This is a genomic window from Cupriavidus sp. IK-TO18 (genome assembly GCF_015549295.1).
Lineage (GTDB): Bacteria > Pseudomonadota > Gammaproteobacteria > Burkholderiales > Burkholderiaceae > Cupriavidus > Cupriavidus oxalaticus_A.
Genome location: NZ_JADGMP010000002.1, coordinates 76695 through 100669 on the forward strand (window position 1 = coordinate 76695; position 23975 = coordinate 100669).

22 protein-coding genes are annotated in these 23975 nt (G+C 61.5%); 12 read left to right on the forward strand and 10 right to left on the reverse strand.

Features of this window, described 5'->3' with window-relative positions; translation table 11 throughout:
- Positions 1-131: 131 nt before the first annotated feature.
- From gcl to IPF36_RS01750, 7 genes are all read left to right on the forward strand, one after another.
- Positions 132-1916, forward strand: coding sequence for a glyoxylate carboligase (gene gcl, locus IPF36_RS01720; protein ID WP_135706116.1), 1785 nt, complete (start codon positions 132-134; stop codon positions 1914-1916).
- 127 nt (positions 1917-2043) lie between these two features.
- Positions 2044-2826, forward strand: a complete 783-nt coding sequence (gene hyi, locus IPF36_RS01725) for a hydroxypyruvate isomerase (protein ID WP_133097794.1) — start codon at positions 2044-2046, stop codon at positions 2824-2826.
- A 70-nt stretch (positions 2827-2896) separates the two neighbouring features.
- Positions 2897-3817, forward strand: coding sequence for a 2-hydroxy-3-oxopropionate reductase (locus IPF36_RS01730; RefSeq protein WP_135706117.1), 921 nt, complete (start codon positions 2897-2899; stop codon positions 3815-3817).
- Between the two features lie 81 nt (positions 3818-3898).
- Positions 3899-5221, forward strand: coding sequence for a glycerate kinase (locus IPF36_RS01735; protein WP_195427170.1), 1323 nt, complete (start codon positions 3899-3901; stop codon positions 5219-5221).
- A 74-nt stretch (positions 5222-5295) separates the two neighbouring features.
- Positions 5296-6759 (forward strand): pyruvate kinase, encoded by a 1464-nt coding sequence (pyk, locus tag IPF36_RS01740; RefSeq protein WP_133097797.1) that lies wholly within the window; start codon positions 5296-5298, stop codon positions 6757-6759.
- Between the two features lie 266 nt (positions 6760-7025).
- Complete coding sequence (locus IPF36_RS01745) at positions 7026-7895, forward strand: neutral zinc metallopeptidase (RefSeq protein WP_195427171.1); 870 nt, start codon at positions 7026-7028, stop codon at positions 7893-7895.
- A gap of 36 nt (positions 7896-7931) precedes the next feature.
- On the forward strand, positions 7932-8120 hold the full coding sequence (locus IPF36_RS01750; protein WP_240745908.1) for an efflux RND transporter permease subunit: 189 nt from the start codon (positions 7932-7934) through the stop codon (positions 8118-8120).
- A 205-nt stretch (positions 8121-8325) separates the two neighbouring features.
- Here the strand turns inward: IPF36_RS01750 and IPF36_RS01755 are convergent, their stop codons facing one another.
- The 3 genes from IPF36_RS01755 to IPF36_RS01765 all read right to left on the reverse strand — a co-directional run bounded on the left by IPF36_RS01755 (position 8326) and on the right by IPF36_RS01765 (position 10410).
- Complete coding sequence (locus IPF36_RS01755) at positions 8326-8739, reverse strand: hypothetical protein (RefSeq protein ID WP_029046599.1); 414 nt, start codon at positions 8737-8739, stop codon at positions 8326-8328.
- A gap of 267 nt (positions 8740-9006) precedes the next feature.
- Entirely contained in the window at positions 9007-9459 is a 453-nt protein-coding gene (gene rnk / locus IPF36_RS01760; protein ID WP_135706119.1) for a nucleoside diphosphate kinase regulator, read from the reverse strand.
- A 477-nt stretch (positions 9460-9936) separates the two neighbouring features.
- Entirely contained in the window at positions 9937-10410 is a 474-nt protein-coding gene (locus tag IPF36_RS01765) for a Cd(II)/Pb(II)-responsive transcriptional regulator (protein ID WP_133097801.1), read from the reverse strand.
- Positions 10411-10601: 191 nt separating this feature from the next.
- Here IPF36_RS01765 and IPF36_RS01770 point away from each other — a divergent pair, with 191 nt between their 5' ends.
- Together IPF36_RS01770 and htpX are read left to right on the forward strand one after the other, a co-directional pair.
- Positions 10602-10976, forward strand: coding sequence for a hypothetical protein (locus IPF36_RS01770; protein WP_195427172.1), 375 nt, complete (start codon positions 10602-10604; stop codon positions 10974-10976).
- A 142-nt stretch (positions 10977-11118) separates the two neighbouring features.
- Complete coding sequence (htpX, locus tag IPF36_RS01775) at positions 11119-11997, forward strand: protease HtpX (RefSeq protein ID WP_135706121.1); 879 nt, start codon at positions 11119-11121, stop codon at positions 11995-11997.
- A 25-nt stretch (positions 11998-12022) separates the two neighbouring features.
- Here the strand turns inward: htpX and arfB are convergent, their stop codons facing one another.
- A complete protein-coding gene (arfB, locus tag IPF36_RS01780) occupies positions 12023-12427 on the reverse strand; it encodes an alternative ribosome rescue aminoacyl-tRNA hydrolase ArfB (RefSeq protein ID WP_135706122.1) in 405 nt (134 codons plus the stop codon).
- Positions 12428-12465: 38 nt separating this feature from the next.
- Positions 12466-13293, reverse strand: a complete 828-nt coding sequence (locus tag IPF36_RS01785) for a MipA/OmpV family protein (RefSeq protein WP_255519649.1) — start codon at positions 13291-13293, stop codon at positions 12466-12468.
- Positions 13294-13504: 211 nt separating this feature from the next.
- Between IPF36_RS01785 and IPF36_RS34475 the strand changes: the two genes are divergently transcribed.
- The gene (locus IPF36_RS34475; protein ID WP_255519650.1) at positions 13505-13984 is read left to right on the forward strand and encodes a hypothetical protein; all 480 of its coding nucleotides are present in this window, start codon (positions 13505-13507) and stop codon (positions 13982-13984) included.
- An 897-nt stretch (positions 13985-14881) separates the two neighbouring features.
- On the opposite strand, the gene IPF36_RS01795 is transcribed toward IPF36_RS34475, so the two are convergent.
- The 5 genes from IPF36_RS01795 to IPF36_RS01815 all read right to left on the reverse strand — a co-directional run bounded on the left by IPF36_RS01795 (position 14882) and on the right by IPF36_RS01815 (position 20592).
- Positions 14882-16657 carry an ATP-binding protein gene (locus IPF36_RS01795; protein ID WP_195427174.1) on the reverse strand — a complete coding sequence of 592 codons (1776 nt, stop codon included), beginning with the start codon at positions 16655-16657 and terminating at the stop codon, positions 14882-14884.
- A gap of 2 nt (positions 16658-16659) precedes the next feature.
- The gene (locus IPF36_RS01800) at positions 16660-17139 is read right to left on the reverse strand and encodes a hypothetical protein (protein ID WP_195427175.1); all 480 of its coding nucleotides are present in this window, start codon (positions 17137-17139) and stop codon (positions 16660-16662) included.
- Positions 17136-18299, reverse strand: coding sequence for a dsDNA nuclease domain-containing protein (locus IPF36_RS01805; RefSeq protein WP_195427176.1), 1164 nt, complete (start codon positions 18297-18299; stop codon positions 17136-17138). Before IPF36_RS01805 ends, IPF36_RS01800 begins: the two co-directional genes overlap by 4 nt.
- An 881-nt stretch (positions 18300-19180) precedes the next feature.
- Positions 19181-19543, reverse strand: coding sequence for a type II toxin-antitoxin system RnlB family antitoxin (locus IPF36_RS01810; protein WP_255519651.1), 363 nt, complete (start codon positions 19541-19543; stop codon positions 19181-19183).
- A complete protein-coding gene (locus tag IPF36_RS01815; protein WP_255519652.1) occupies positions 19540-20592 on the reverse strand; it encodes an RNase LS family HEPN domain-containing protein in 1053 nt (350 codons plus the stop codon). The genes IPF36_RS01810 and IPF36_RS01815 overlap by 4 nt, the downstream gene beginning before the upstream one ends.
- Before the next feature lie 402 nt (positions 20593-20994).
- On the opposite strand from IPF36_RS01815, the gene IPF36_RS01820 reads away from it, so the two are divergent.
- Together IPF36_RS01820 and IPF36_RS01825 are read left to right on the forward strand one after the other, a co-directional pair.
- Entirely contained in the window at positions 20995-22608 is a 1614-nt protein-coding gene (locus IPF36_RS01820; protein ID WP_195427179.1) for a class I SAM-dependent DNA methyltransferase, read from the forward strand.
- Entirely contained in the window at positions 22605-23825 is a 1221-nt protein-coding gene (locus IPF36_RS01825; protein WP_195427180.1) for a restriction endonuclease subunit S, read from the forward strand. The genes IPF36_RS01820 and IPF36_RS01825 overlap by 4 nt, the downstream gene beginning before the upstream one ends.
- Positions 23826-23975 lie beyond the last annotated feature (150 nt).

Sequence of the window (23975 nt, forward strand, 5' to 3'; positions counted from 1 at the left end):
CATCAGGCTTCCAAGGCCATATTCCATACCCGAAGTATCGAATCAACTGATCGTCCTTCTGTTTATCCCGCCCCGGTTGGGGGAATAGGATCGACTCCAATGCGAATCCCACCACCATTGGAGACAAGATCATGGCAAAGATGAGAGCAATCGACGCGGCCATCGCGGTTCTGGAGAAGGAAGGCGTGACCACGGCGTTCGGCGTGCCGGGCGCGGCGATCAACCCGTTCTACTCGGCAATGCGCAAGTCGGGCAACATCAGCCACGTTCTGGCCCGCCACGTCGAAGGCGCCTCGCACATGGCCGAGGGCTACACCCGTGCCGAACCCGGCAATATCGGCGTCTGCGTCGGCACCTCGGGCCCCGCCGGCACCGACATGATCACCGGCCTGTACTCGGCCTGGGCGGACTCGATCCCCATCCTCTGCATCACCGGCCAGGCCCCGCGCGCGCGCCTGTACAAGGAGGACTTCCAGGCCGTCGACATCGAGTCGATCGCCAAGCCCGTGACCAAGTGGGCCGTGACCGTGCGCGAGCCGGCACTGGTGCCGCAAGTGTTCCAGCAAGCGTTTCACATCATGCGCTCGGGCCGCCCGGGTCCGGTGCTGATCGACCTGCCGTTCGACGTGCAGGTCGCCGAGATCGAATTCGATCCCGACACCTACCAGTCGCTGCAGCCATACAAGCCGGCCGCCTCGCGCGCCCAGATCGAAAAGGCCATCTCCATGCTGAACGCGGCCGAGCGCCCGCTGATCGTCTGCGGCGGCGGCGTGATCAACGCTGACGCTTCGGATCTGCTGGTCGAGTTCGCCGAACTGGTCAACGTGCCGGTGGTGCCGACGCTGATGGGCTGGGGCGTGCTGGCCGACGACCACCCGCTGCAAGCCGGCATGGTCGGCCTGCAGACCTCGCACCGCTACGGCAATGCGACGCTGCTGGCCTCGGACTTCGTGATGGGCATCGGCAACCGCTGGGCCAACCGCCACACCGGCAGCGTCGACGTCTACACCAAGGGCCGCAAGTTCGTGCACGTCGATATCGAGCCCACCCAGATCGGCCGCGTGTTTGGCCCCGACCTGGGCATCGTCTCCGACGCCAAGGCCGCGCTGGAGCTGTTCGTCGAAGTCGCGCGCGAAATGAAGATGGCCGGCCGCCTGCCGTGCCGCAAGTCGTGGGTCGCCGACGTGCAGAAGCGTCGCCGCACCATGCAGCGCAAGAGCGACTTCGACAACGTGCCGGTCAAGCCGCAGCGCGTGTACCGCGAGATGAACCAGTACTTCCCGCGCGACGTGCGCTATGTCAGCACCATCGGCCTGTCGCAGATCGCCGCCGCGCAGTTCCTGTCGGTGAACCAGCCGCGCCACTGGATCAACTGCGGCCAGGCCGGCCCGCTGGGCTGGACCATCCCGGCCGCGATCGGCGTGAAGACCGCTTCGCCGAACTCGGACGTGGTGGCGATCTCGGGCGACTACGACTTCCAGTTCATGATCGAGGAACTGGCCGTGGCCGCGCAGTTCAAGGTGCCGTACATCCACGTGGTGGTGAACAACTCCTATCTCGGCCTGATCCGCCAGGCGCAGCGCAACTTCGAGATGGACTACTGCGTGCAGCTGGCCTTCGACAACGTCAACTCGCCCGAGCTGAACGGCTACGGCGTGGACCACGTCAAGGTGGTGGAAGGCCTGGGCTGCAAGGCGATCCGCGTGTTCAAGCCGGAAGACATCGCCCCCGCCTTTGCCGAAGCGCGCGACCTGATGGCCGAGTTCTCGGTGCCGGTGGTGGTCGAGGTGATCCTGGAGCGTGTGACCAACATCGCGATGGGCACCGAGATCGACAACATCAACGAGTTCGAGCCGATCGAAGACATCGAGGATGCGGACGAGGCCATCCTGAACGAAGAAGTAGAAACGGCGTAAGGCTCCACAGCCCCTTGCAGTCCGACACGTCATTCCCGCGGAGGCGGGAATCCAGTGTCTTTGAAAGTCACTGGGTTCCCGCCTCCGCGGGAACGACGAACAAAAACCAAGTCACAGGAGATGACAAATGACCAAACTTGCGGCCAACCTCACCATGCTGTTCAACGAAGTGGGCTTTCTCGACCGCTTCGAAGCCGCCGCGCGCGCGGGCTTCCGCGGCGTGGAGTTCCTCTTCCCGTATGCGTTCCACGCGGACCAGATCGCTGACCGCCTGAACCGCTTCCAGCTGGACCTGGTGCTGCACAACCTGCCCGCCGGCAAGTGGGACGCGGGCGAGCGCGGCATTGCGTGCCACCCGGACCGTGCCGGCGAATTCCAGGACGGCGTGGGCGAGGCCATCAAGTACGCCAAGGTGCTGGGCGTGCGCCAGCTGAACTGCCTGGTCGGCATCCTGCCGCAGAACGTCAAGCGCGAACAGGCCCAGGAAACGCTGGTGGAAAACCTGCGCTTCGCCGCCGGCGCGCTGGCCGCCGAGCATATCGACCTGCTGGTCGAGCCGATCAACACCTTCGACATTCCCGGCTTTTTCCTGTCGCGCACCCAGCAGGCAGTCGACCTGATCAACCAGGTCAACGCGCCCAACCTGTACGTGCAGTACGACATCTATCACATGCAGCGGATGGAGGGCGAGATCGCCAACACCATCAAGGCCAACCTGCCGAAGATCAGGCACGTGCAGCTGGCCGACAACCCGGGCCGCAACGAGCCGGGCACGGGCGAGCTGAACTACCAGTATTTGTTCAAGTTCCTGGACGAGATCGGCTACACCGGCTGGATCGGCTGCGAATACAAGCCGAAGACCACCACCGAAGCCGGCCTGGGCTGGCGCGCCGCGCACGGCGTGCAGTAAGCCCCCGCGGTAACCCGCTACCACCTACTCGAACCAAGACAGACTTACTCTCAAGCAAGGAGACATCAATATGGCAAACCAACGCAACGTCGGCTTCATCGGCCTGGGCATCATGGGCGCACCGATGGCGGGCCACCTGCGCGCCGCCGGCCACACGCTGTTTGTGCATGACGTCAACCCGGCCCCGCAAGCGCTGGTCGATGCAGGCGTGACCGTCTGCACCAGCGCCGAGGAAGTCGCCAAGCGCGCCGACATCATCGTCATCATGGTGCCGGACACGCCGCACGTCGAGGCCGTGCTGTTTGCCGACAAGGGCGTTGCCGCCGCGCTGAAGGCCGCCGGCAAGGAAGCCAGCTACGGCAAGATCGTGGTCGACATGAGCTCGATCTCGCCGATCGCCACCAAGGACTTCGCCGCGCGCATCAACAAGCTGGGCGCTTCGTACCTGGACGCCCCGGTGTCGGGCGGTGAAGTCGGCGCCAAGGCCGCATCGCTGACGATCATGGTCGGCGGCCCGCAGGAGGCCTTCGACCAGGTCAAGCCGCTGTTCGAGCTGATGGGCAAGAACATCACGCTGGTGGGCGGCAACGGCGACGGCCAGACCACCAAGGTGGCCAACCAGATCATCGTCGCACTGAACATCCAGGCTGTGTCCGAAGCGCTGCTGTTCGCCTCCAAGGCGGGCGCCGATCCGGCCAAGGTGCGCGAGGCGCTGATGGGCGGCTTCGCGGCCTCCCGCATCCTGGAAGTGCATGGCGATCGCATGGTCAAGCGCACCTTCGATCCGGGCTTCCGCATCGAACTGCACCAGAAGGACCTGAACCTGGCGCTGCAGGGTGCCAAGGCGCTGGGCGTGGCACTGCCCAACACCGCCACCGCGCAGGAGCTGTTCAACACCTGCTCGGCCAACGGCCTTGGCAAGCAGGACCACTCGGCCCTGTGCCGCGCGATCGAGATCATGTCTAACCACCAGATCGCCAACGCCAAGTAAGCAGCAACCCCGTCGTCCCCGCCCCGCGGGGACGACTAGCTTTCGCAGTCAGCCAGTACCTCGTCAGCACCAGGATTCTTCATGCTCGCCACCGAACCCCAAGCCGCGCTGCTGTCGCCCCAGCGCACGGCAGCCCATCCCGGACAGATCAATCCGCGCGCGCTGCTGCGCGACCTGTTCGATACCGCGGTCGCTTCCGTCAGCGCCAGCCACTGCCTGCCGCCGCACCTGCCCGCGCCGCCCAAGGGCCGCACCGTGGTGATCGGCGCCGGCAAGGCCGCCGCCGCGATGGCGCAAGCGGTGGAAGCGAACTGGCAAGGCGAGCTGTCGGGGCTGGTGGTGACGCGCTACGGCCATGGTGCCGATTGCAAGCGGATCGAAGTGATCGAAGCCGCCCACCCTGTTCCCGACGAAGCCGGCGCACGCGCCGCGCAGCGCATGGTGGAACTGGTGCAGGGCCTGACCGCCGACGACCTGGTGCTGTGCCTGATTTCCGGCGGCGGCTCCGCGCTGCTGGCCGCGCCCGCGCCGGGCCTGACGCTGGCCGACAAGCAAGCCGTGAACAAGGCGCTGCTCAAGAGCGGCGCGAGCATCGGCGAGATGAACTGCGTGCGCAAGCACCTGTCCGCGCTCAAGGGCGGACGCCTGGCGCTGCACTGCGCGCCGGCGCGCGTGGAGACGCTGCTGATTTCCGATATTCCCGGCGATGACCCGACCCTCATCGCCAGCGGCCCGACGCTGCCCGATGCGACTACCTGCGCCGACGCGCTGGCCGTGATCGCCAAGTACGGCATCGACGTGCCCGCCAATGTGCGCGCGCACCTGGAGAGCGGCGCGGGTGAAACGCCCAAGCCCGGCGACGCGCGCTTCAACGGCCACCGCAGCGTGACGCTGGCGACCGCGCAACAATCGCTGGAAGCCGCCGCGGCGCGCGCGCGCGAACTGGGCTTCGAGGCCCACATCCTGTCCGACTGCATCGAGGGCGAAGCGCGCGAAGTGGCCGAAGTCCACGCCGCCATCGCGCGCCAGGTCGCCCAGCGCGGCCAGCCCTTCAGCAAGCCGTGCGTGCTGCTGTCCGGTGGCGAGACCACCGTGACCGTGCGCGGCAAGGGCCGCGGCGGGCGCAATGCGGAGTTCCTGCTGTCGCTGGCGGTGGCGCTCGACGGCCTGCCCGGCGTGCATGCGATTGCCGGCGATACCGATGGCATCGACGGCTCGGAAGACAACGCCGGCGCGCTGCTGTCGCCCGACACGCTGACCCGCGCCGCCGGGCGTGGCCTGAATGCGCGCACGCATCTGGAGAACAACGACGGCTACGGCTTCTTCGCCGGCGTGGACGACCTGATCGTCACCGGCCCGACCCGTACCAACGTGAACGACTTCCGCGCGATCCTGATCGTCTGACGATCGCCGCCAACGTAGTACCGACTGACTCGCGGCGCCGAAGCGCCGCAACCGAGAATGGAAGAGGAGACATCATGAGACGCCAGCGCAAAGCGAAGATCGTGGCCACGCTCGGCCCCGCCAGCACCGACATCGCGGCGATCCGCGCGCTGTTCGAGGCCGGCGCGGACGTGTTCCGCCTGAACTTCAGCCACGGCACGCACGACGACCACCGCGCGCGCTACGACGCGGTGCGCCAGATCGAGGCCGAGACCGGCCGTCCCATCGCCGTGCTGGCTGACCTGCAGGGTCCCAAGCTGCGCATCGGCACCTTCGCCGCGGGCAAGGTCGCGGTGCGCACCGGCGACGTGTTCGTGCTCGACAGCGACCCAACCCCGGGCGACGGCACCCGCGTCTACCTGCCGCACCCCGAGCTGTTCGAAGCCGCGCAGCCGGGCCAGTCGCTGCTGATCGACGACGGCAAGGTGCGCCTGGCGATCGAGTCGGTCACCACTGGCACCATCACCACGCGCGTGGCCAACAACGGCACGCTGTCCGACCGCAAGGGCGTGAACGTGCCCGACGCGGTGATCCCCATCCCCGCGCTGACGGCGAAGGACCGCAAGGACCTGGACTTCGCGCTGTCGCTGGGCGCGGACTGGATCGGGCTGTCGTTCGTGCAGCGTCCGTCGGATATCGTCGAGGCGCGCGAGATCGTCGGCACCCGTGCCGGCATCCTGTCCAAGATCGAGAAGCCGGCCGCGCTGCAGCAGCTGGAAGAGATCGTGCGCGTGTCCGACTCGGTGATGGTGGCGCGCGGCGACCTGGGCGTTGAGCTGCCGCCCGAGCGCGTGCCCGGCGTGCAGAAGCGCATCCTGCGCGTGTGCCGCCAGCTGGGCAAGCCGGTGGTGATCGCCACGCAGATGCTGGAATCGATGATCGACTCGCCGGTACCGACGCGCGCCGAAGCGTCGGACGTGGCCAGCGCGATCTACGAAGGCGCCGATGCGGTAATGCTGTCGGCCGAGTCAGCCAACGGCCGCTACCCGGTGCAGGCGGTGTCGATGATGAACCGCATCGTCACCGAGGTCGAGCGCGACCCGCTGTACCGCAACCTGCTCGACGCGCAGCACGAGACCCCGCTGAACACGCGCCAGGACGCGATCTGCGCCGCGCTGCGCGAGGTCACGCAGATCATCGGCGCGGCGGCCACGGTGACCTATACATCGTCGGGCGCCACCGCGCTGCGCGCCGCGCGCGAGCGGCCGTGCGCGCCGATCGTCAGCATCACGCCCAACCTGGACATCGCGCGCCGGCTGGCGATCGCGTGGGGCATCCACTCCACCGTGAGCCCGGACGTGCAGAGCGTCGACGAGATGGTCGAGGCCGCGACGCGCGCGGCGCTGGTGGAAGGCTACGCCGCGCCGGGCGACCAGATCACCATCGCGGCCGGCATGCCGTTCGGCCAGGGCGGGACGACCAACCTGCTGCGCGTGGCGGAAGTCGGCGCCAGCGCAGTGGCCACGGCCTCGTCCACGCGGGAAGCCGCATTGGCCTAGCCGACGCACCAGCGTCCCGTCGCGGGACGCTCAGGCAGTGACCGGACCGGGCGCAAGCCCGGTTTCTTATGTTTGCCGCACACCGCCCGCGTTGCCCGTCTCCAGGGCGATCGGGTGGTGTTTTTTTTGGGGCGCAGAAAGGCAAAAGAGGCGTACAAAAAGGGGGGCGGTTTTGGGCGCACGCGGGCCGCCCGAGCCCATTGCTATACTGACTTTCAACCCGGCAAATCCCGGATCTCCCTCACATTGCCCCAGGAGCCTGCAACATGCGCCTCGATGACGAAGCCGAAAGCCAGCACGTAGAAGACCGCCGCGGCGGATTCGGCGGGCTGGGCGGCAAGTCGATCGGCATTGGCACGGTCATCGTCGCGTTGGCCGCGTCGTATTTCTTCGGCATCGACCCGATGCTGATCATGCAGGGCGCATCGGTGCTGCAAGGCTCTGGCCAGCAGCAACATCAGCAGCAGGCCAACCGCCCGCCCGCCACCGACCAGATGACGGTGTTCACGCGCAAGGTGCTGGGCAATACCGAGCGCACCTGGCAACACATCTTCGAGACCGAGCTGAACCGCCGCTACGCACCGCCGACGCTGGTGCTGTTCTCCGGCGCCACGCCGACCGCGTGCGGCACGGGCCAGTCGGCGATGGGCCCCTTCTACTGCCCCGGCGACCAGAAGGTCTATATCGACCTGGCTTTCTATGACGAACTGCGCAAGCGCTTTGGCGCCAGCGGCGACTTTGCCCAGGCGTACGTGATCGCGCACGAGATCGGCCACCATGTGCAGAACCTGCTGGGCGTGTCCGAAAAGGTCGACGCCGCGCGCCGCCGCATGGGCGAGGCGCAGGCCAACCAGCTGTCGGTGCGCATGGAACTGCAGGCCGACTGCCTGGCCGGCGTGTGGGCCGCCACCGCGCAGCGCGCCAACCAGCAACTGCTGGAACCGGGCGATATCGAGGAAGGCCTGAAGGCCGCCGCCGCCATCGGCGATGACCGGCTGCAACGCCGGTCGCAAGGCTATGTCGTGCCGGAGGCCTTTACCCACGGCTCCAGCGAACAGCGCGTGCGCTGGCTGCGCCGCGGCATCGAGTCGGGCGACGTCCGCAAGTGCGACACCTTCGCCGCGCGCGAGCCCTGAAGCCTTAGCCCAAGGGCACCGCGGCGCGAAGGCGGCGTGACCAGCGTGGTGGAGGCCGCCGGGCGCGCGGCTCGCCAGCGCCTGCGCCCGGTGGTGATGACCTCGCTGGCGTTCGTGCTGGGTACGCTGGCGGTGCCGCTGCTGTACGCGGCGATCGCGCGCAGGCTGCCAAAGGCGCAGGCGGAGCGGCACGACGCCGCTGCCACGCAGCCGCCGGCGGCATGAGACGCGCGCAGGCTATCGCAGCCGTGGGCTTGCAATCAGCACAATCGGACAAAGAGAAGAAAGACGGGGGAGAAAAACGCCTGCCAGGCGAAGAGAGAAGGAGGAGGAGGTCGGCCGGGCAGGCGGGAGAGAAAACGTGCGGCCACCGTGGTGGCCGCTTAAGGTCAGGCGAGGACCGGAAAGGTCAGGCGTTCGGCTGTGCCGCTCAGACGCGATAGCCGTACAGCGAGCCGTCACCCGTGCGCGAGTTGTCGAGCGCGCGGTCAGCGATATCGCCGCTGAAGGTGTGCGTACCTTCGCTGAAGGTATCGAACTTGCCTTGCTTAGAGATCTCGCCGCTGAAGGTATGCGTGCCTTCGGTGAAGGTGTCGAACTTGCCACCCTGGCGCGAGCCTTCCGAATACACATCGAAGCGGCCGGTGCGGGCGCCATCGGTATATGTATCGAACTTGCCTTGCTTGGCGCCGTCGGTGTACACGTCGTACTTGCCGGCGCGCAGCGCATCGGCATACACATCAAACTTGCCGACCTTGCTGGTGGCGGGGGCAGCCAACGCCGCAGCGGACGCGGCCACTGCCGCGAACACAAGCGCGCCGCCAAGGATACGTCTGGCGATCATTTCGGGACTCCTTCAACTGATTTCGTCGGTCTTATTTTTTGGCCGGGTGAAACTCCGACCGCCCGGCAATCTATGTTGCGATGCGAGCACGGACTGAAGATTAGTCACAGTGCGCGCAAGCAGAAATGCCGCTGCGACGAATGGTGCGTTGCGAGTCGTGAAACGACTCGCTTGCCGATGAATGGTGTCCACGGAGCGCCGGTTGCACGCAGGCGGCTGGGCTTGCGTGTGGCCAGGCCGGCACGCGCCGGCGGGCGCGCGCTGCGCTCAGAGCGTGTACTGGCCGCTGGCTTCCGGCTGGAAAGCGATCTCGCCGATCGTCACCTGCTGCTCACGGCCGTCCGGCAGGCGGTAGCCGACGGTCTGGCCGGCACGTGCGCCCAGCAACGCCTGGCCCACCGGCGACAGCACCGACAGCCGGCCGGCGTCGAAATCGGCCGCATCCGGGTAGACCAGCGTCCAGTTGCGCGGCGACGGATCGCCAGGCAGCGTGCACACCAGGCGCGAGTTCATGGTGACCACATCGGTCGGGATTTCGTCAGGCGCAACGATCGTGGCGCGCGCCAGCAGGCTGTCGAGCATGTCTTCGAGCTGGGTCGAGCCGGCGCGGCTGGCGATGCGCTCAAGGCGCGTGACGTCGAGCTCGGTCAGGTACAGCGACGGGGTCGCCACCTGAGTGGATCGTGTAGTTTTGGCGGATTGCTTCTTGGTGGCCTTCATGGCGGATCCTCCGGCAGTCATGGATTAGCGCGGCCCGGCCGCATGAACGTGGCGGGCGGCAGCGCGGTCAGGTCTTGGCTTTGCGCAGCAGCGCGAATATCGACGGTGCCGGCGACGTGTCAGTCGTCGGCAACCATGGAGAGGCTGGCTCGGGCCCGGTTCGGCCCGGGCCCCGTGTGGGGGAGAGTCAGGCTGGGAACCGGGCGGATGCAGGCGGTGCGCTGATCCGGCGCGGGGACATGGCGAACGCGGACGCGCGCGGGCGGCCGGTCCGCTGCAGGCGGACAGGCGCGTCGGTCATCGGCGTCAGGCGATCGTTCACGGTCATGTGGAAAAGATTGGAGTGCGGCGGCCATCTGGCCGTAAGGCCGGCAACGTAAGTCATTGCTTACTATGCAAGGCGCCGCCCGGGCTCGTGCACCGCTGTGGTGCGATCACGGTGACAGTCATCGTAGCACAGCGATGCGGCCGCGTACCTCACCCATTGGCGGCATGCCCGCTATCGTCGGCGCTATCGTGCGCGCCAGGATGGCATTCACAGGCGGCCCCGGCGGCAGCCTGCTGCAGGTTCTGCAGGATGCCGCATTCGCTGGCGGGCTGGTGGTGGTGATGGTGGCAGGTTTCGCGCAGTGCGCGCAACTGCCCTTCCAGCGCTTCGAGCGCCACCCGCTGCGCATGGATCTGCGCGATCTGGCGGTCCAGCAGCGTGTTGATGTCGTCACAATCCTGCGACGGGTTGCGCTCGAACTCGCGCAGCCTGCGCACGTCCGACAGGCTCATGCCGAGCGAGCGGCAATGGCGCACGAAGTTCAGCTGCACCAGGTGGCCGTCGTCATAGCGCCGGTAGCCGTTGGCCTCGCGCCGCGGGGCGTCGAGCAGCCCCTCGCGTTCGTAATAGCGGATGGTCTCGACATCGCAGCCGCTGGTACGGGAAAGCTCGCCGATACGCATGGTGGAAGTCCTGTCTTGGAAGATCGAATCCTGTAATCGCTCCAGGGTTTTGGCTAGTGTAGGGCAGTCTGCGCAACCTTGCAGCGGCGTGCGGCAGCCGGCGCCGACGTCATGGCGCATCCTGTAGAATCCCTCAACACCACCGATAAGTCGTCCCCCAATTGCGTTCGCTCCGGCTTCTCCTGCTGGTCATGATGCTGGCCTTCCTGCCCCTGCCGGGCTGGGCGGGCGCGCTCGCGCACGCCGCGGGTACGATCGGCGACGGGCTGGCGGCGTCCGCCACCGCACCGGCTGCAAGTGCAGCCGACAAAATGTCCGACCAAAGGTCCGATGACATGGCCGGCGATGTCGCGCAAGCTGAACCGTCCGTCCCGGCCGATTCCGTCCCTTCTCCCGAATCCCCCGAGCCGCAACCGCAGCCCGGCGCCGACCTTGCCGAGCAACTGCTGCCGGCATCTCCGCTGCGCCTGGCAGCGTGGGCGGGCCGCGCCGGCCGGCCGCGCTACGCCGGCGCCGCGCTGCCCGAACCCGACCTGCCGCTGCTGCCCCGCCCGCCGCGCGCCTGAGCGTGCGCGGCCGCGGTTGTCCGCGTCCGCCGTTTCCTGCGCGCCGTGCCGCGGGTGCGGTGCGCGCTTGCGGCTCGTCCGCATCCCCGCCGTAGTTGCTCCACATCCACTTCGATTGCACTCGACTGCATTCCATACACACATGAAACGCGTACTGCTTTTCCTGGCGACCAACATCGCCGTCATGATCGTCCTCAGCATCACCGCCAGCGTGCTCGGCGTGAACCGCTTCCTGACCGCCAACGGCCTGAACCTGGGCATGCTGCTGGCCTTTGCGGCGCTGATGGGTTTTGGCGGCTCGTTTATCTCGCTGCTGATGTCCAAGACCATCGCCAAGTGGTCCACCGGCGCGCAGGTCATCACCCACCCGAGCACCAGCACCGAGCTGTGGCTGGTGCAGACGGTGGAAAAGCTGGCGCAGCGCGCCGGCCTGCCCATGCCCGAGGTGGCAATCTACGACGGCGAACCCAACGCCTTCGCCACCGGCGCAACCAAGAACAGCTCGCTGGTGGCGGTGTCCACCGGTCTGCTGCAATCGATGTCGCACGAGGAAGTGGAGGCGGTGCTGGCGCACGAGGTCGCGCACGTGGCCAACGGCGACATGGTCACGCTGACGCTGATCCAGGGCGTGGTCAACACCTTCGTCATCTTCCTGGCGCGCGTGGTCGGCTACTTCGTCGATTCGATGCTGCGCAAGAACGACGAAGAATCGAGCGGCCCCGGCATCGGCTACATGGTGACCGTGATCGTCTGCGAGATCGTGTTCGGCATCCTGGCCAGCATCATCGTGGCGTGGTTCTCGCGCCAGCGCGAATTCCGCGCCGATGCCGGCGCATCGGGCCTGATGGGTTCGCCCACGCCGATGGTCTCGGCGTTGCGCCGCCTGGGCGGCCTGGAGCCGGACGGACTGCCGCAGAACATGCAGGCCATGGGCATTGCCGGCGGCAAGTCGTGGATGGCGCTGTTCTCCAGCCATCCGCCGATCGAGGAACGCATTGCCGCGCTACAGTCGGCCCGCTGACCTGAGGCTGGCCTCGCAAGCGGGGCTAGTCGAGCACCCTGCCGCGCAGCGCCTTGACCTGGCTGCGCTGGCTCTTGCCTTCCAGCCTGCGCCGGCGCGATGCCAGCGTCGGACGCGTGGCGCGCCGCACGCGCGGCGGCGTGGCCACGCTGCGCACCAGTTCATGCAGGCGCCGCACCGCTTCGTCGCGGTTCTGCTCGAGGCTGCGGAATTGCTGCGCCTTGATCACCACCACGCCGTCGCGCGTGATGCGGTGATCGTGCAGGGCCAGAAGGCGTTCCTTATGGTCGGGCGGCAGCGAAGAGTCCCGCACGTCGTAACGCAGGTGCACGGCGTTGGATACCTTGTTGATATTCTGGCCGCCCGCGCCTTGCGCGCGGATCGCGGTGATCAGGTATTCGTGGTGGGGAATGACTAGCTCGTCGACCATGCTGCATCATAGCAAGCCGGCCCCGCGCCGGACCGCACCTAGCGCCACGAATAAGCCAGGCCGATGCCATAGGTAATCTGGTTGCGCGTGCCGCGCTGCGTGACGATCGGGCTGTCGGCCGCGTCGCCGGCCAGCCGCTGCGCGTAGACCATCGCGCCGCCATACCAGTGCTTGTCGAACTGGTAGATCATCGCCAGCCAGCCCGTAAACTGCTCCAGCCCGCCGCCCGGGCTGTAGACGGGCAGGCCGCTGGCTGCCGAATCCGCCGGCGTTACGCCGAAGTAGGTACGGTTGAAGCTGCCGCTGACCCAGGTCGCGCCCAGGCCCATGCCCGCGTAGATGCGCTGGTGCAGCGGCATCCAGAAGGTGCCGGTGGCGGTGACGCGGCTGCCGCCGTAAACGATGCCGGCATTGGTCATCACGTTGATGCCGCCGCGCAGCCGCCACGGGACGCGGCCAGGGTTCAGGTATTCATAGCCGATGTACCCGCCCGCCTCCACCGTGGTGTCGATCTCGTGCACCTGCGCCACCACCGGATCGTCGACATTGTTGCGGCCCAGCCGCAGCCCTACCGCCGGCCCCCACTGGAATCCCGTCAGGCCGCCGAAATTGAACTGTGCATACGGCCCATACCATTCCAGCAGGCGGCCGCCCGGGGTCACGTAGCGCACGCCGGGCACCACGCCGATCATGCGGTCCTTGCCGCCGGCGAACTCGGTGGTAGAGCCGACGCCGAGGCCGACCATGTTCGGCAGCGATCCTGGCAGGCTGACCGGCGCGGCCTCGCCGGGGTGCGCGGGCACGGCCAGCGCAATGCCGGCCAACGCGCCGCGCAGCCAGCGCGGGAGGCTTGTCGAGATAACCATGACAGGGCATTCGGGACAGGGTGTGGTCGGGTGAATCTATCAGCATGGCCGTGGCGCAAGGTGGCGGGACCGTCATGAAACTTTTTGCGCCGCGAATTAAGTGCGCGCCGATATCCATGCCAGCAGTGGCGATATCCATACCTGGCAGCGTCGATCATTCCTTATCTGGCAATGACGCATCGAGTTCTTTGTTTATTATGCCGGATGGCACATGATGAGTTCAGCTTTCGCTGAACTCCGCCCCCTGCTGCTGCGCACCGCCTCGCACCTGAGCGCGGTGCTGGCGGCCAGCGCGCTATCGTTGGGGCTGCTGCTGTGGGTCACGCTGCAGGGCTTCCGCAAGCTGTTTTCGCACTACCTCGCCCGCGGCGAAGCGCTGTGCGAACTGGCCGAGACCGACGCGCTGACCGGGCTGGCCAACCGCCGCGTTATTCGAGGCGCGTTTTGCCATCCGCGGCAGCAGCACGGCGAATTCCTCGCCGCCGATGCGCGCCCGGCACGTCGATGGCCCGCACGGTCGCGCGCATCACGTCGGCCAGCTTCTTCGGCACGCGGTCGCCGCTGGCGTGGCCCAGTTGTCGTTGACGCGCTTGAAGCGGTCAATATCGACCATCAGCATCGACATCGGCGTCTTATCGCGCAGGCTGTGGTTGTGCGTTGTTGTTCTTCGCGGCGGTGGTTGTGGCGTTAAGAATAAAATGGCGGACTTTGAAAGAACAAGTTGGCGCGCCCTCTCGATGCACCGGAACTTACGCTTCGTATAAGTAACATGCAGCTATCCTGCCAACGATAGTCAAGCGACGACGAATCCTCGTGATGTTGTGCCTTGTAAGGACTAGTTGGCGCATCGTACAGATTCGTTCTAACTGTCTGTTTTAAATGCGAAAAAAGGTGTTGTTGGCCCTCCTGTTAAGCCCCCCGTCGGCGCGAAAGGAAATATAGAAGCCCTTCAACACATTTCGTGTCCCGCCTGTAACACGGCAGATATGAGGGCCGTTTCCTTCCGCACTGATACGGTGCAAATAAGGCAAAGACCGCCCCTTGTCGGCAATTTGCCACAAGAGGTGTACTGACCTAACCGGCTGAAACCCAAACCAATCCGCTTCACACCCTTCGCACCAGCTCCCCTTATGGCAATTCCCATCAGAATTTGCGGGTCCCGACGTTCCGGGGGGCAAACTCAAAATAACGCCTACTACGCTATGGCGCCGCGCTTCATCGGCTGCCGTATGTCGCTTCTTGTCAGATAAATGTTTGCCGACGACATAGTGGAGAAGCTGCGAAAGCAATCGGAACGCGGCTAACACGCCTCGAGCTGCTTACTCCATGAGATATAGGTATGCCAAGCAGGCCGCAAAGGTCGCGTGACATTAGCCGAGGTGAAACCGGCTGAGGTCTAACCCGAACTGGAATCGGGTAGGACGATGTTACGCCACGCGCAGTTGTTCGACGTGGCGCTCCTCCTGCGTTGCCAACAGAGGAACCGGCGATTCCCGAGTTCGGCGTATGCAAAGTGATTGGCGTGATGTCGCAGGTTGCAGCGTAGTCCGCACTTACACATGCCGGGAGTCCTACAGAATGGGCAATCTTAACTGTCACCGAGGAAGTTGTTACGAGTACCGAGATACATTGGATGGTCTGGCCCTTTGTACTTAGGCAGCCAGCGCTTATCCTGCGGGCCCGTCGGATGGTCGTACTCAGTCGACGAAAGGATGAGCTGGGCGTCCTTCGCTGCGCAAAGCTTCTCGAGTTCAGTGAGGTAGTTGGCCAGGTCCTCAGTATGGAGCTCCTGCTGCTTCGGGGTATCCAGAATGATGAATCGAAACGGCCGCGACGGCTCCGAGATGTACGCCTCAAACAGCGCAGCATGAATAGCCAACACCAAACGAATCTTCGTGCTACCGGAGAAAAGGTCTAGTGACTCGCCGTTGAACTTGAAGCGAAGTTCCAAATCGATGTCCACATTTCGGGACACATTTTGTGTGTCCAGAATGTCCATCCACTTGACAGCAAGCTCCCGCAGTCGTTGCCGCAAGCTGTTGAACTCGAAGTCAGCGCGGCCTGTGTTAGTCAGACTATCAATGCGGTCCTGAATGCGTAAACGCTCCGCTTCGAGATTGAACAGCTTCGAGCGCTCCTCCTTGATTGCCGTAGCTCTCCCAAGCTTAGCCTGAACTTCGACCAACTCCTTCGTCAGTGCCTGCACCGCGGACACCAAGCGGTCGAGACCGGCTGTAGCAGGCGAGTCCAATTTATTCGTCAGTGTCTGTCGCTCAGCTTGAAGCTCTTTCAAGGTCTCGTGAAGTTGCTCAATCCGCATCTCGGCGCGTATTGTGTTTCGGTCGAGGTCCTTAATCTGGTCGCGCAGATATAAAAGATTCTTTCCATACGATTCGGTGCTTCCCATAAAGAGGCCGCAACCTGGAGCGCTGCAAATCTCATGAAACGAGGAGAACACACGACGCGCCTCTTCATTGAGACCGAGCGTCTTGACCTCACCTTCAATCTCGGTACGAATAGTGTCGATTCCAGAAATCCGGCTTTGCAGTTCTGAAAGTTCGTTTTGCTTCGACCTGATTTGCTGGTCCTTCTTTCGCAACAGTTCGGCCAGCGTGGAACTGGCTGCATCATTAGCGTCAACGGATTCACGCAGGGATGCAACCTCGGCTTCCAGTTCGAGCGCACGCCGCTGAAGTAACTCCTGCTCCGCGGTGCTATCGTCAACATCACGCGATTGATATTCGAAAATGCGCCGCGCTGCCACAATCTTTCGCGTCTGCGCCTCCAGTGCAGCCCTCTCTTCGATAATGTCCTTTTTGATGTCGAAAGAGTGCTTCGGGTTCAGGCCGAACACGAAACGGACCATCTCGACGAACTGGTCCGCAATGAATGAGGTGGTCGATTTGTAAGCCGCCGTATAGCCATCACCCTGATTTAAATAGAAAACGGGCAAAACGGTCGATACATACGGATGCGCAACGAGCCCCTTGTTAGTTATCAGCCGAGGGGGTTCCAGCCCAAGGACTCGAAAGAGCGCCACGGAGAAGGAGGCTTCGTTGTAGTGCTCAGACGTCTCTCCTCGGTAGTTCAGGATTGCGTGGAAGTCCTGGTTGCTTGTACCCAGAATCCTGTGAATAACGAGCGACTCGCCTGCGTGCTCCGCCTCCAGCGTTACTGACGCGCACTTGCCGAATATTTCATCGCGAAATTTCGGCGGAAATCCGAGACTAGCTGCAAGCGCCTGAATGATTGGCGTCTTTCCGCTGCCATTTTTTGCGAAAATGAGCGTAGTTCTCTGCCCGAATTCTAGCTGCGGACTTTCCCAGCCGTTTTGTCCAAGCGGGTCGATTTTGAGCGACTTCAACCTCAATTTACTTCTCCCCTGACTCGCGCCTCGTCCCTTATGTATTGGTAGCTGAGCTCAATGATTTTCATTGACATAGCCAGCGGAGTCTCATTTGCAATGGCGCTTTGATATACTTTCTTTCCAAGCTCGGTGGTAGATACCCGTCGCGTGTGTTCTTCGACGGCTATCTGCCCAGTAGCCTCCAAGAATGTAAGCGCTTTAATGGTCCGAATACGCAAGTTTCCAGACCAATGTATATCCTGCGAAGACCCCTTGAACCCGGGAACCGTACGTTCCAAGCATTCCCCTACCAACTGACCAATCTCCGACAAAAGAGGTTTAGCCGTCCCCTTGGTTATCGCCAATATAGTCATCGCCAAGAGCGGCAACTGAAACAATGCCTCATTGCTTAACGAATGCGCCGAAACTGACAACTCAGCCGGAATGTCCAGTCTAATATTCAGCTTGCTTGCTTCATCGAAAAATTCGGCGGCGTTCATCGCGCGGCCCTCCGAACAATTGACGCACAAAAGCCACCGAGCAAAAGCTCAACGGTCAGCGTCGGAAATTTTTCTGCCAACTTTGAGTTTAGCACTTCATCAATTTTAATGCGAAGCTCCGCTAGTGCGCCACCACTCAGAACCCAACCCTTACATCTATTATCGATATCGTTGAGCAGAAGTTCGAGGTCAAATTCGGGGAATGCGTGACGGCCCTTGCGAAGCCAAATATCCCACGAAACCTTCGCACGGGAGGCTGTCTCAATCATGCTATCAGAGGCGCCAGCGGACTTGAGTTGACGCTGCAAGATTGAGGCTGCTTTAACCGCTGAAGGGTCACCTCCGTTAAGCAGGGTCTTGTACACCGTCGTGGAAATACTCAACACCTGCAGAATATCATCGAGACCGACGCCCGCGATGACATCAATTTCTTCCTTAGTAAGGCCGGCGATTGGAGCGCAAGATTTCGCTTCAACGAGCGCAACTAAACTGCTTGCTATCTCGTCGACCTCTTCCTTGCGAAGGTCAATTTCACTATGCTTCCATATCGCATTTCGCGCCGCATCTGCAAATGGCTCGAGAGTTTCACCGATATAGGATACTTGCAATAGTGTTAGCTTTGACCGTGCAGCCGCAAGTTGCTCTTCGGACAAGGAGAGTCCAGGAGCGAATATTTCACCAAATTTGTTGATTAACTCGGCTATGTACGCGCGATTTGATTTTCCACACGCAAGATGGTCTCGCACCTCGTAGACGTCATCTTGAAAGTGTACATTGCTGAGAACGGTTACTTCCCTGCAGTGCCCCCCGAACTCGATTGTATGAATAAAGAGCTTTCCTGCGATACTATTGCGAACCGCTGCAAGCTTTTCTTCGGTATCGAGCTTTTTGTTCTTTTTTAGCGAAAATACTTCATCGACTTTCCATTGCTGATTGGCTCGCCCTTTCGTCTTCACCTGAAAGAAGTGATATTCAATGAGCCCATCGACGCTACACCGCACGACAAAATCATCGTGATAATCGCAGTAAACACGGTCAACGCCCTTGCCTCTGAGAATCTCTAGAGCAGCAAATGCTGCAGCCTGAAACTGCATTCGGAACCGGTTAGTCGTCTCTCGCCCGACGGTTTCCCGCGGCGTTTTGTCATGGATGTTGTCCATGGCCTCGTCTCTGCTCTCCCTAGCTGGCGTCCGCGCTACTTTAGTAGGCGCTGGAGTTTTTCACAACTTGGGGTGGACGGCGCGTTGACCCATGCTCGAGCCGAGGCCACATCGGGGCAGGTGAAGCTCCGCCGGGGCCTCAGTATTTGGTACCTGCAACTGCCATCACGCCACCTAAATTCCAACGACGCTCTTCCGTTGCCACCACGCACAGAACTGTCTGGCGGCAGCAAGCATCCACGCATGCGTATTTTTAGGAAGGGGCGATGTACGTGCGACGGGCCTATGCCCATCCGGCGAGTAGCGGACCTCAAAAAGTAGCTCGACATTACGTTGCTTGGCTGGAAGTTTGCGAGACCGCGCTGTGGACACCATTTCGTGGAGCAACGCGTGGAAACCGGGCCGGCTCGGATGAGTTCGCCAATCGGGCACCAGTATCGCGATGAGTGAGCGGAAATAAGTCCCGCAAGATGAGCCCTTTCTCACTCGGTGGGGCACCCGGGCGACAAGAGATTAACCCTTCGCCGAGACAACTGGAAGCCTGTCGGCTGGCGGGCGCTGCATTCATGAGTTACTGCGCGACCATCGACTGAAGCGGGACGCAATTACGCAACTGGTCGTTGAACTGCGTCCGACCGCCGGTGACACGCAAAGAGACGACGCTTAAAAGGGATATTCTGCAACGAATTGAGGTTCCGCGAACCAGCTCGGTGCCGCGCAGAAGCAGGGCGCGCATATCCACCATAACGGGCTGATTTGCATGAGAAAATATTCAGCCGGTCCTGGCGTTTGCCTGTGACTTGGATTCAGGTGCGGTTCTCGTTTTTCCGCCAGCTAGCCTCGGAATGAGAAGTGGCCGCGAAAGGGGCACGAGTGTCCGTTTAGACGGGAATCCCGTGTGAAACCGCGAGACGTAAGGCGGGAGAAAGGAGGGCAGTATTCACTTGGGCAGCAGTTTCTTTATAAACAGCCGCCGACATCCGACGAAACTCTGCCTTTCTGCTATCGACGTTCGTCATTCGATAGGGTGAAAAGTGCTGGCCATCAAAGCTGGCGAGGTAGTACCTGTCCGTGTTGCCGTTAACCAACAGTAAATCGAATAGGACGGGACCGTGTACCCGCCTGTCCCTGAGCTCACGCTCAAGTAGTTCGAGCTCGTCCATCGGGCTCCGGGAGCCCGAAGAGAATACTGCAGCGGAGATACCGGGTACGGCGTCAGTCCGGACCAGGAACGGGGTATTCATAGGCCAGCTATGCTTTGACAGCAATGTTCTGCGCAGTGCATCACACTTTCCACAATTTGGCAAGCATCCTGAATGCTAGGTAACGTCTTCGTGGTTTCGACCATTGACTCCATGTGGAACAGAGGATGCCTGTGGTTGAAATATACGGTATAGGCATCTGACAAGACGGGCGTCCATACAATTCCAGCGTGTGCAGCATTCGCCTCGGTGAGCCGCCACTTGCCAACAACCGTTTGCTCGAAGTATTGGCCAATAGCATCTTTGGGCGCCGGTTTGAACCCCACCTTAATTAGCATTTGCTTGATGATTCCTTCCAGCCCACGAAGCGCAGGAAACGCGACTGCCGAATAGTCCTCCAGTTCAATATCCAACTTTTCGAGCGTGAGCGCCGCGGAAAACTGTTTCTTTACCTTCTCGTCCGCAAAGTCGAATGTTGCGGGATACCGCGCCTTTAATTCATCAACGATGTCCTTGGCCTTGATATCAACATTGCAAACTGCAATCTGCTTCTCAACGAACGCTGTCAAGGACAATTCGTTCTGCAGGAAGTCCATCACTAGCGTGGCGACCTGGGCATATTTGCCTTGAAACTGGACAGTACCGTTCGAATACTGCTTCACGGTCATCACATCGCCACTTCTACCTTGGTACCGCGTAAGCTCGTAATTGGCGCCTTTATCTGTTTGGGCGACCTTCGCCTCGGCCTGAGCGAGAAAATCCGACAAATTGTTCATCATGTCCGGATTCATCTTCGGCACGGAAAGTTCGAAACGGGCCTTGTCCGAATAAGCGCATTTCTCCCTCACCTCTGTCGCCAAAACCTCAAAAAGTTCTTTATTTCCACCCGAGGCGAATCCAAGCGTCGTACTGCCGTCCTTATTTGCGTAAATATTTAATAGGAACCGCTCGTCGGCGAGCGTGCCGCTACAGTGGTACTGCTTTTCTTCCTTGATGGCCATGAGGCTTACGTTTTCTGCCCCAAAAGCCGTTAGGCAAGCAACAATCTTGTCACGATTCAGATTAAGGCCGGAGAAGGGAGAACTGCCCATTTTGTTAAATTTATTCTGCGTAGCAAAGGAAGGTGCAGTTGAGCACCCAAACTAGGGCTAGGAGTCTAGCACGCTGCGCATGGATTTGACGGGAACTCATGTCGGCTATAAGGCATATGCGCCAAGGGGAGACGGTCGAATTCACACATTGCAGCTCGTCAGTCGGGCAATTCGGCCGAGCCGGTCGCCCGACAGCATCGAAGTTTCACGGCGACATACGCAATCCTGACTGCTGTTCCAAGAAGGACGCCGGCGAGGCTGCACCAACCCGTACCGCAACTCTCTTTTATCTCCGGATAGTTCGCTATGGGGAGCCGCTGGTACTAAGCCCATGAGAAAATCCCTCGCAGCGTTGGAGCTAACGACTCGGCAATAGCGATTTTGTATTGAACACGACCCCCTATGAGCAATAAACTATCCCTCGAGGCTCTCGAATCATGGCTTTGGGAGTCCGCAAATATCTTGCGTGGCTCCATCGATTCATCTGACTTCAAGAACTACATCTTCGGCCTGCTGTTTCTAAAGCGCTTCAACGACGTGTTTGAAGAGCGCGTGGCCCAGTTGATGCAGAACGAAGGTTTGGACGCTCAGGAGGCCGAAGAAGAAGTCGAGGACAAGTGGGGAAAATTCCCCATCAGCGCCCGCTGGCCGGTGCTGATTTCGAAAACGGAAAATATCGGCGAAGCACTGGATAAAGCCTTCGCCACTATCGAAGCGAACAACCCCGAACTGCAACACGTGCTCACCGCCACCCAATACGGTGACAAGCGCGTGCTGTCCGATGCCACATTGCAGCGGTTGCTGCGCCACTTCAACCAGTACAAATTGGGCAATGCGGACCTCTACAAGGCCGACATGCTGGGCGACGCCTACGAATACCTCATCAAGCAGTTTGCCGACGATGCCGGCAAGAAGGGCGGCGAATTCTACACTCCCAAGGGCGTGGTGCAACTGGTGGTTGAGCTCATCGACCCTCAGCCGGGCCATTCAGTGTATGACCCCACTTGTGGCAGTGGCGGCATGCTGGTCGAGAGCGCGCACCACGTCGCCAAGCTGCCCAATGGTACCTTGCTGGGCGACAAGCCCAATGTGCTGCTGTATGGGCAGGAAAAGAACCTTGGCACTTGGGCCATTGCCAAGCTGAACCTCTACCTGCACAACATGCGCGCCGAGATTGAGCGCGGCGATACGCTGGTCGAACCCAGGCATCTCGATGGTGACTACCTGAAGACCTTCGACCGAGTGATTGCCAATCCGCCGTTCTCGGCCAAGTCGTGGTGGTCGCCGCTTGAGCTGGCGGCCGAGGCCGAGCAGGACAGCGACAGGAAACTCAAGGCTCCCAATTACAAGCAGGTCAATGACCCCTACGGTCGTCTTGTCTATGGCATTCCGCCGCGTGGCTATGCCGACCTCGCCTTCGCCCAGCACATGCTGGCCAGCCTGAAGGCGGATGGTCGAATGGGCATCATCCTGCCGCATGGCGTGCTGTTCCGTAGTGGTGAAGAAGGCAAGATTCGCGAGGGGCTGCTGTTTGGCACCGACGCCGCCAGCGGAAGCCAGCCCGGCGACCTGATTGAAGCTATCGTCGGCCTACCCTCGGCCCTGTTCTACAACACCGGCATCCCTGCCTGTGTGCTGATACTAAACAAACAGAAGCCGACCTCTCTCAGGGGCAAAGTCATCATCATCGATGCCAGCCGCGATTACCTCGAAGGCAAGGCCCAGAATAGCCTGCGCTCGGAGGACATTGCGCGCATCGTCAGCGCCCACAAGTCCGCGTTCGACAACCAGGCCGAAGTAGACAACTACTGCCGGGTCGTGACGCTGGGCGAAATCCGCAGTAACGATGGCAACCTGAACATCGCCCGCTACATCGACAACGGTGAGACCGAAGAATCCGTGGATGTGGCTGCCACCCTGGCGCAACTGAGCAAGTTGGTCGAAGAGGAAGTCGAGATTGATGCTCGGCTGAATGGCTATCTGGTGGAGTTGGGGCTATTGGAGGCTGCGGTATGAGCGCAGTACAACGTGGATGGCGGCACGTATTCATCAAAAATTGCTGTGAAATCCTAGATGGCAAGCGAAAGCCACTTAACTCTGTAGAGCGCTTGAGTATGAAAGGAGAAATCCCATACTATGGTGCAAACGGAGTCGTGGACTACATCAATAATTTTATCTTTGACGAAGATTTGATACTCATGGCTGAGGATGGCGGAAATTTTTCCGATTTCCGTACTCGGCCAATTGCCTACAAGATAAGTGGGAAAAGCTGGGTAAACAATCATGCCCATGTACTCAGGGCTAAGCCTCTATTCAATCAAAACTTTTTGTTCTATTCACTTGAGCACAAGAATATTCTTCCCGTTCTCAACGGAGGGACAAGGGCCAAGCTGAATAAGTCAGAGCTTGAAAAAATTGAAATTCTGGTACCAGAAGCTCTCTCCGAGCAGGAGAAAATCGCCGCCATTCTCACGACAGTGGACGACAAGCTGGACGTGATTGCCCGCCAGATTAAAGCCACCCAGACCCTCAAACAGGGCCTGATGCAGGCCCTATTCAGTCGTGGCATGGGCGTTCGAGACGCTGGCGACTGGCCGACCGTGGCGCTGCATGAGGTTGCCGAAATTCGTACCGGTGTTGCGAAAGGCAAGAAGGGCCTTAAGAAGCCCGTTAAATTGCCATACCTGCGCGTTGCGAATGTTCAGGATGGTCATATTGACATCAGCGAGGTCAAAACCATTGAAGTTGAGGCTGCGCAAGTTGAACGGTATGCACTTCGGTCTGGCGATGTTCTGATGACCGAAGGTGGGGACTTCGACAAGCTAGGTCGCGGTGACGTCTGGGAGGGGCAGATTTCACCGTGTCTCCATCAAAATCATGTCTTCGCGGTACGGCCTGACCCTGGCAAGTTGGATTCCTATTACCTCGCGGCGTTGGCCGCCAGTGATTATGGTCGGCAATACTTCCTATCCTGTGCAAAGCGAACGACAAATCTCGCTAGCATCAACTCGTCCCAACTCAAGGCATTCCCGGTGCTTCTGCCGTCGTTAGCGGTCCAGAAAAACATTGCAGAGATTGCTGGAGCTGCCAACGCAAAGGTGGCCGTCCTCGAAGAAAAACAGACCTTTTATCAAACCCTCAAACGCGGCCTAATGCAGAAGCTGCTGACCGGCGAATGGCGAGTCAAGATGGAAGCCGTCATGCTTGAAGCCGACGCGGAGGCAACCGCATGAACTTGGCCGACGTCGGTGTTTTGAAAGCCACGCTCGATACAATGCGCCCCTTGCGGCAGGCCGCGCCGAGCAATCTGCACGACGACCTCGGATTGCGTTGGACATAGCACTCCTCGCCATCGAGGACACCCCTCACGTGGGCTTGACAAT

Coding starts and splice junctions, on each gene's coding strand:
- gcl (WP_135706116.1), top strand. CDS start 132: ATGGCAAAGATGAGAGCAATCGACGCGGCCATCGCGGTTCTGGAGAAG.
- hyi (WP_133097794.1), top strand. CDS start 2,044: ATGACCAAACTTGCGGCCAACCTCACCATGCTGTTCAACGAAGTGGGC.
- IPF36_RS01730 (WP_135706117.1), top strand. CDS start 2,897: ATGGCAAACCAACGCAACGTCGGCTTCATCGGCCTGGGCATCATGGGC.
- IPF36_RS01735 (WP_195427170.1), top strand. CDS start 3,899: ATGCTCGCCACCGAACCCCAAGCCGCGCTGCTGTCGCCCCAGCGCACG.
- pyk (WP_133097797.1), top strand. CDS start 5,296: ATGAGACGCCAGCGCAAAGCGAAGATCGTGGCCACGCTCGGCCCCGCC.
- IPF36_RS01745 (WP_195427171.1), top strand. CDS start 7,026: ATGCGCCTCGATGACGAAGCCGAAAGCCAGCACGTAGAAGACCGCCGC.
- IPF36_RS01755 (WP_029046599.1), bottom strand. CDS start 8,739: ATGATCGCCAGACGTATCCTTGGCGGCGCGCTTGTGTTCGCGGCAGTG.
- rnk (WP_135706119.1), bottom strand. CDS start 9,459: ATGAAGGCCACCAAGAAGCAATCCGCCAAAACTACACGATCCACTCAG.
- IPF36_RS01765 (WP_133097801.1), bottom strand. CDS start 10,410: ATGCGTATCGGCGAGCTTTCCCGTACCAGCGGCTGCGATGTCGAGACC.
- IPF36_RS01770 (WP_195427172.1), top strand. CDS start 10,602: ATGATGCTGGCCTTCCTGCCCCTGCCGGGCTGGGCGGGCGCGCTCGCG.
- htpX (WP_135706121.1), top strand. CDS start 11,119: ATGAAACGCGTACTGCTTTTCCTGGCGACCAACATCGCCGTCATGATC.
- arfB (WP_135706122.1), bottom strand. CDS start 12,427: ATGGTCGACGAGCTAGTCATTCCCCACCACGAATACCTGATCACCGCG.
- IPF36_RS01785 (WP_255519649.1), bottom strand. CDS start 13,293: ATGGTTATCTCGACAAGCCTCCCGCGCTGGCTGCGCGGCGCGTTGGCC.
- IPF36_RS34475 (WP_255519650.1), top strand. CDS start 13,505: ATGATGAGTTCAGCTTTCGCTGAACTCCGCCCCCTGCTGCTGCGCACC.
- IPF36_RS01800 (WP_195427175.1), bottom strand. CDS start 17,139: ATGAACGCCGCCGAATTTTTCGATGAAGCAAGCAAGCTGAATATTAGA.
- IPF36_RS01805 (WP_195427176.1), bottom strand. CDS start 18,299: ATGGACAACATCCATGACAAAACGCCGCGGGAAACCGTCGGGCGAGAG.
- IPF36_RS01810 (WP_255519651.1), bottom strand. CDS start 19,543: ATGAATACCCCGTTCCTGGTCCGGACTGACGCCGTACCCGGTATCTCC.
- IPF36_RS01815 (WP_255519652.1), bottom strand. CDS start 20,592: ATGGGCAGTTCTCCCTTCTCCGGCCTTAATCTGAATCGTGACAAGATT.
- IPF36_RS01820 (WP_195427179.1), top strand. CDS start 20,995: ATGAGCAATAAACTATCCCTCGAGGCTCTCGAATCATGGCTTTGGGAG.
- IPF36_RS01825 (WP_195427180.1), top strand. CDS start 22,605: ATGAGCGCAGTACAACGTGGATGGCGGCACGTATTCATCAAAAATTGC.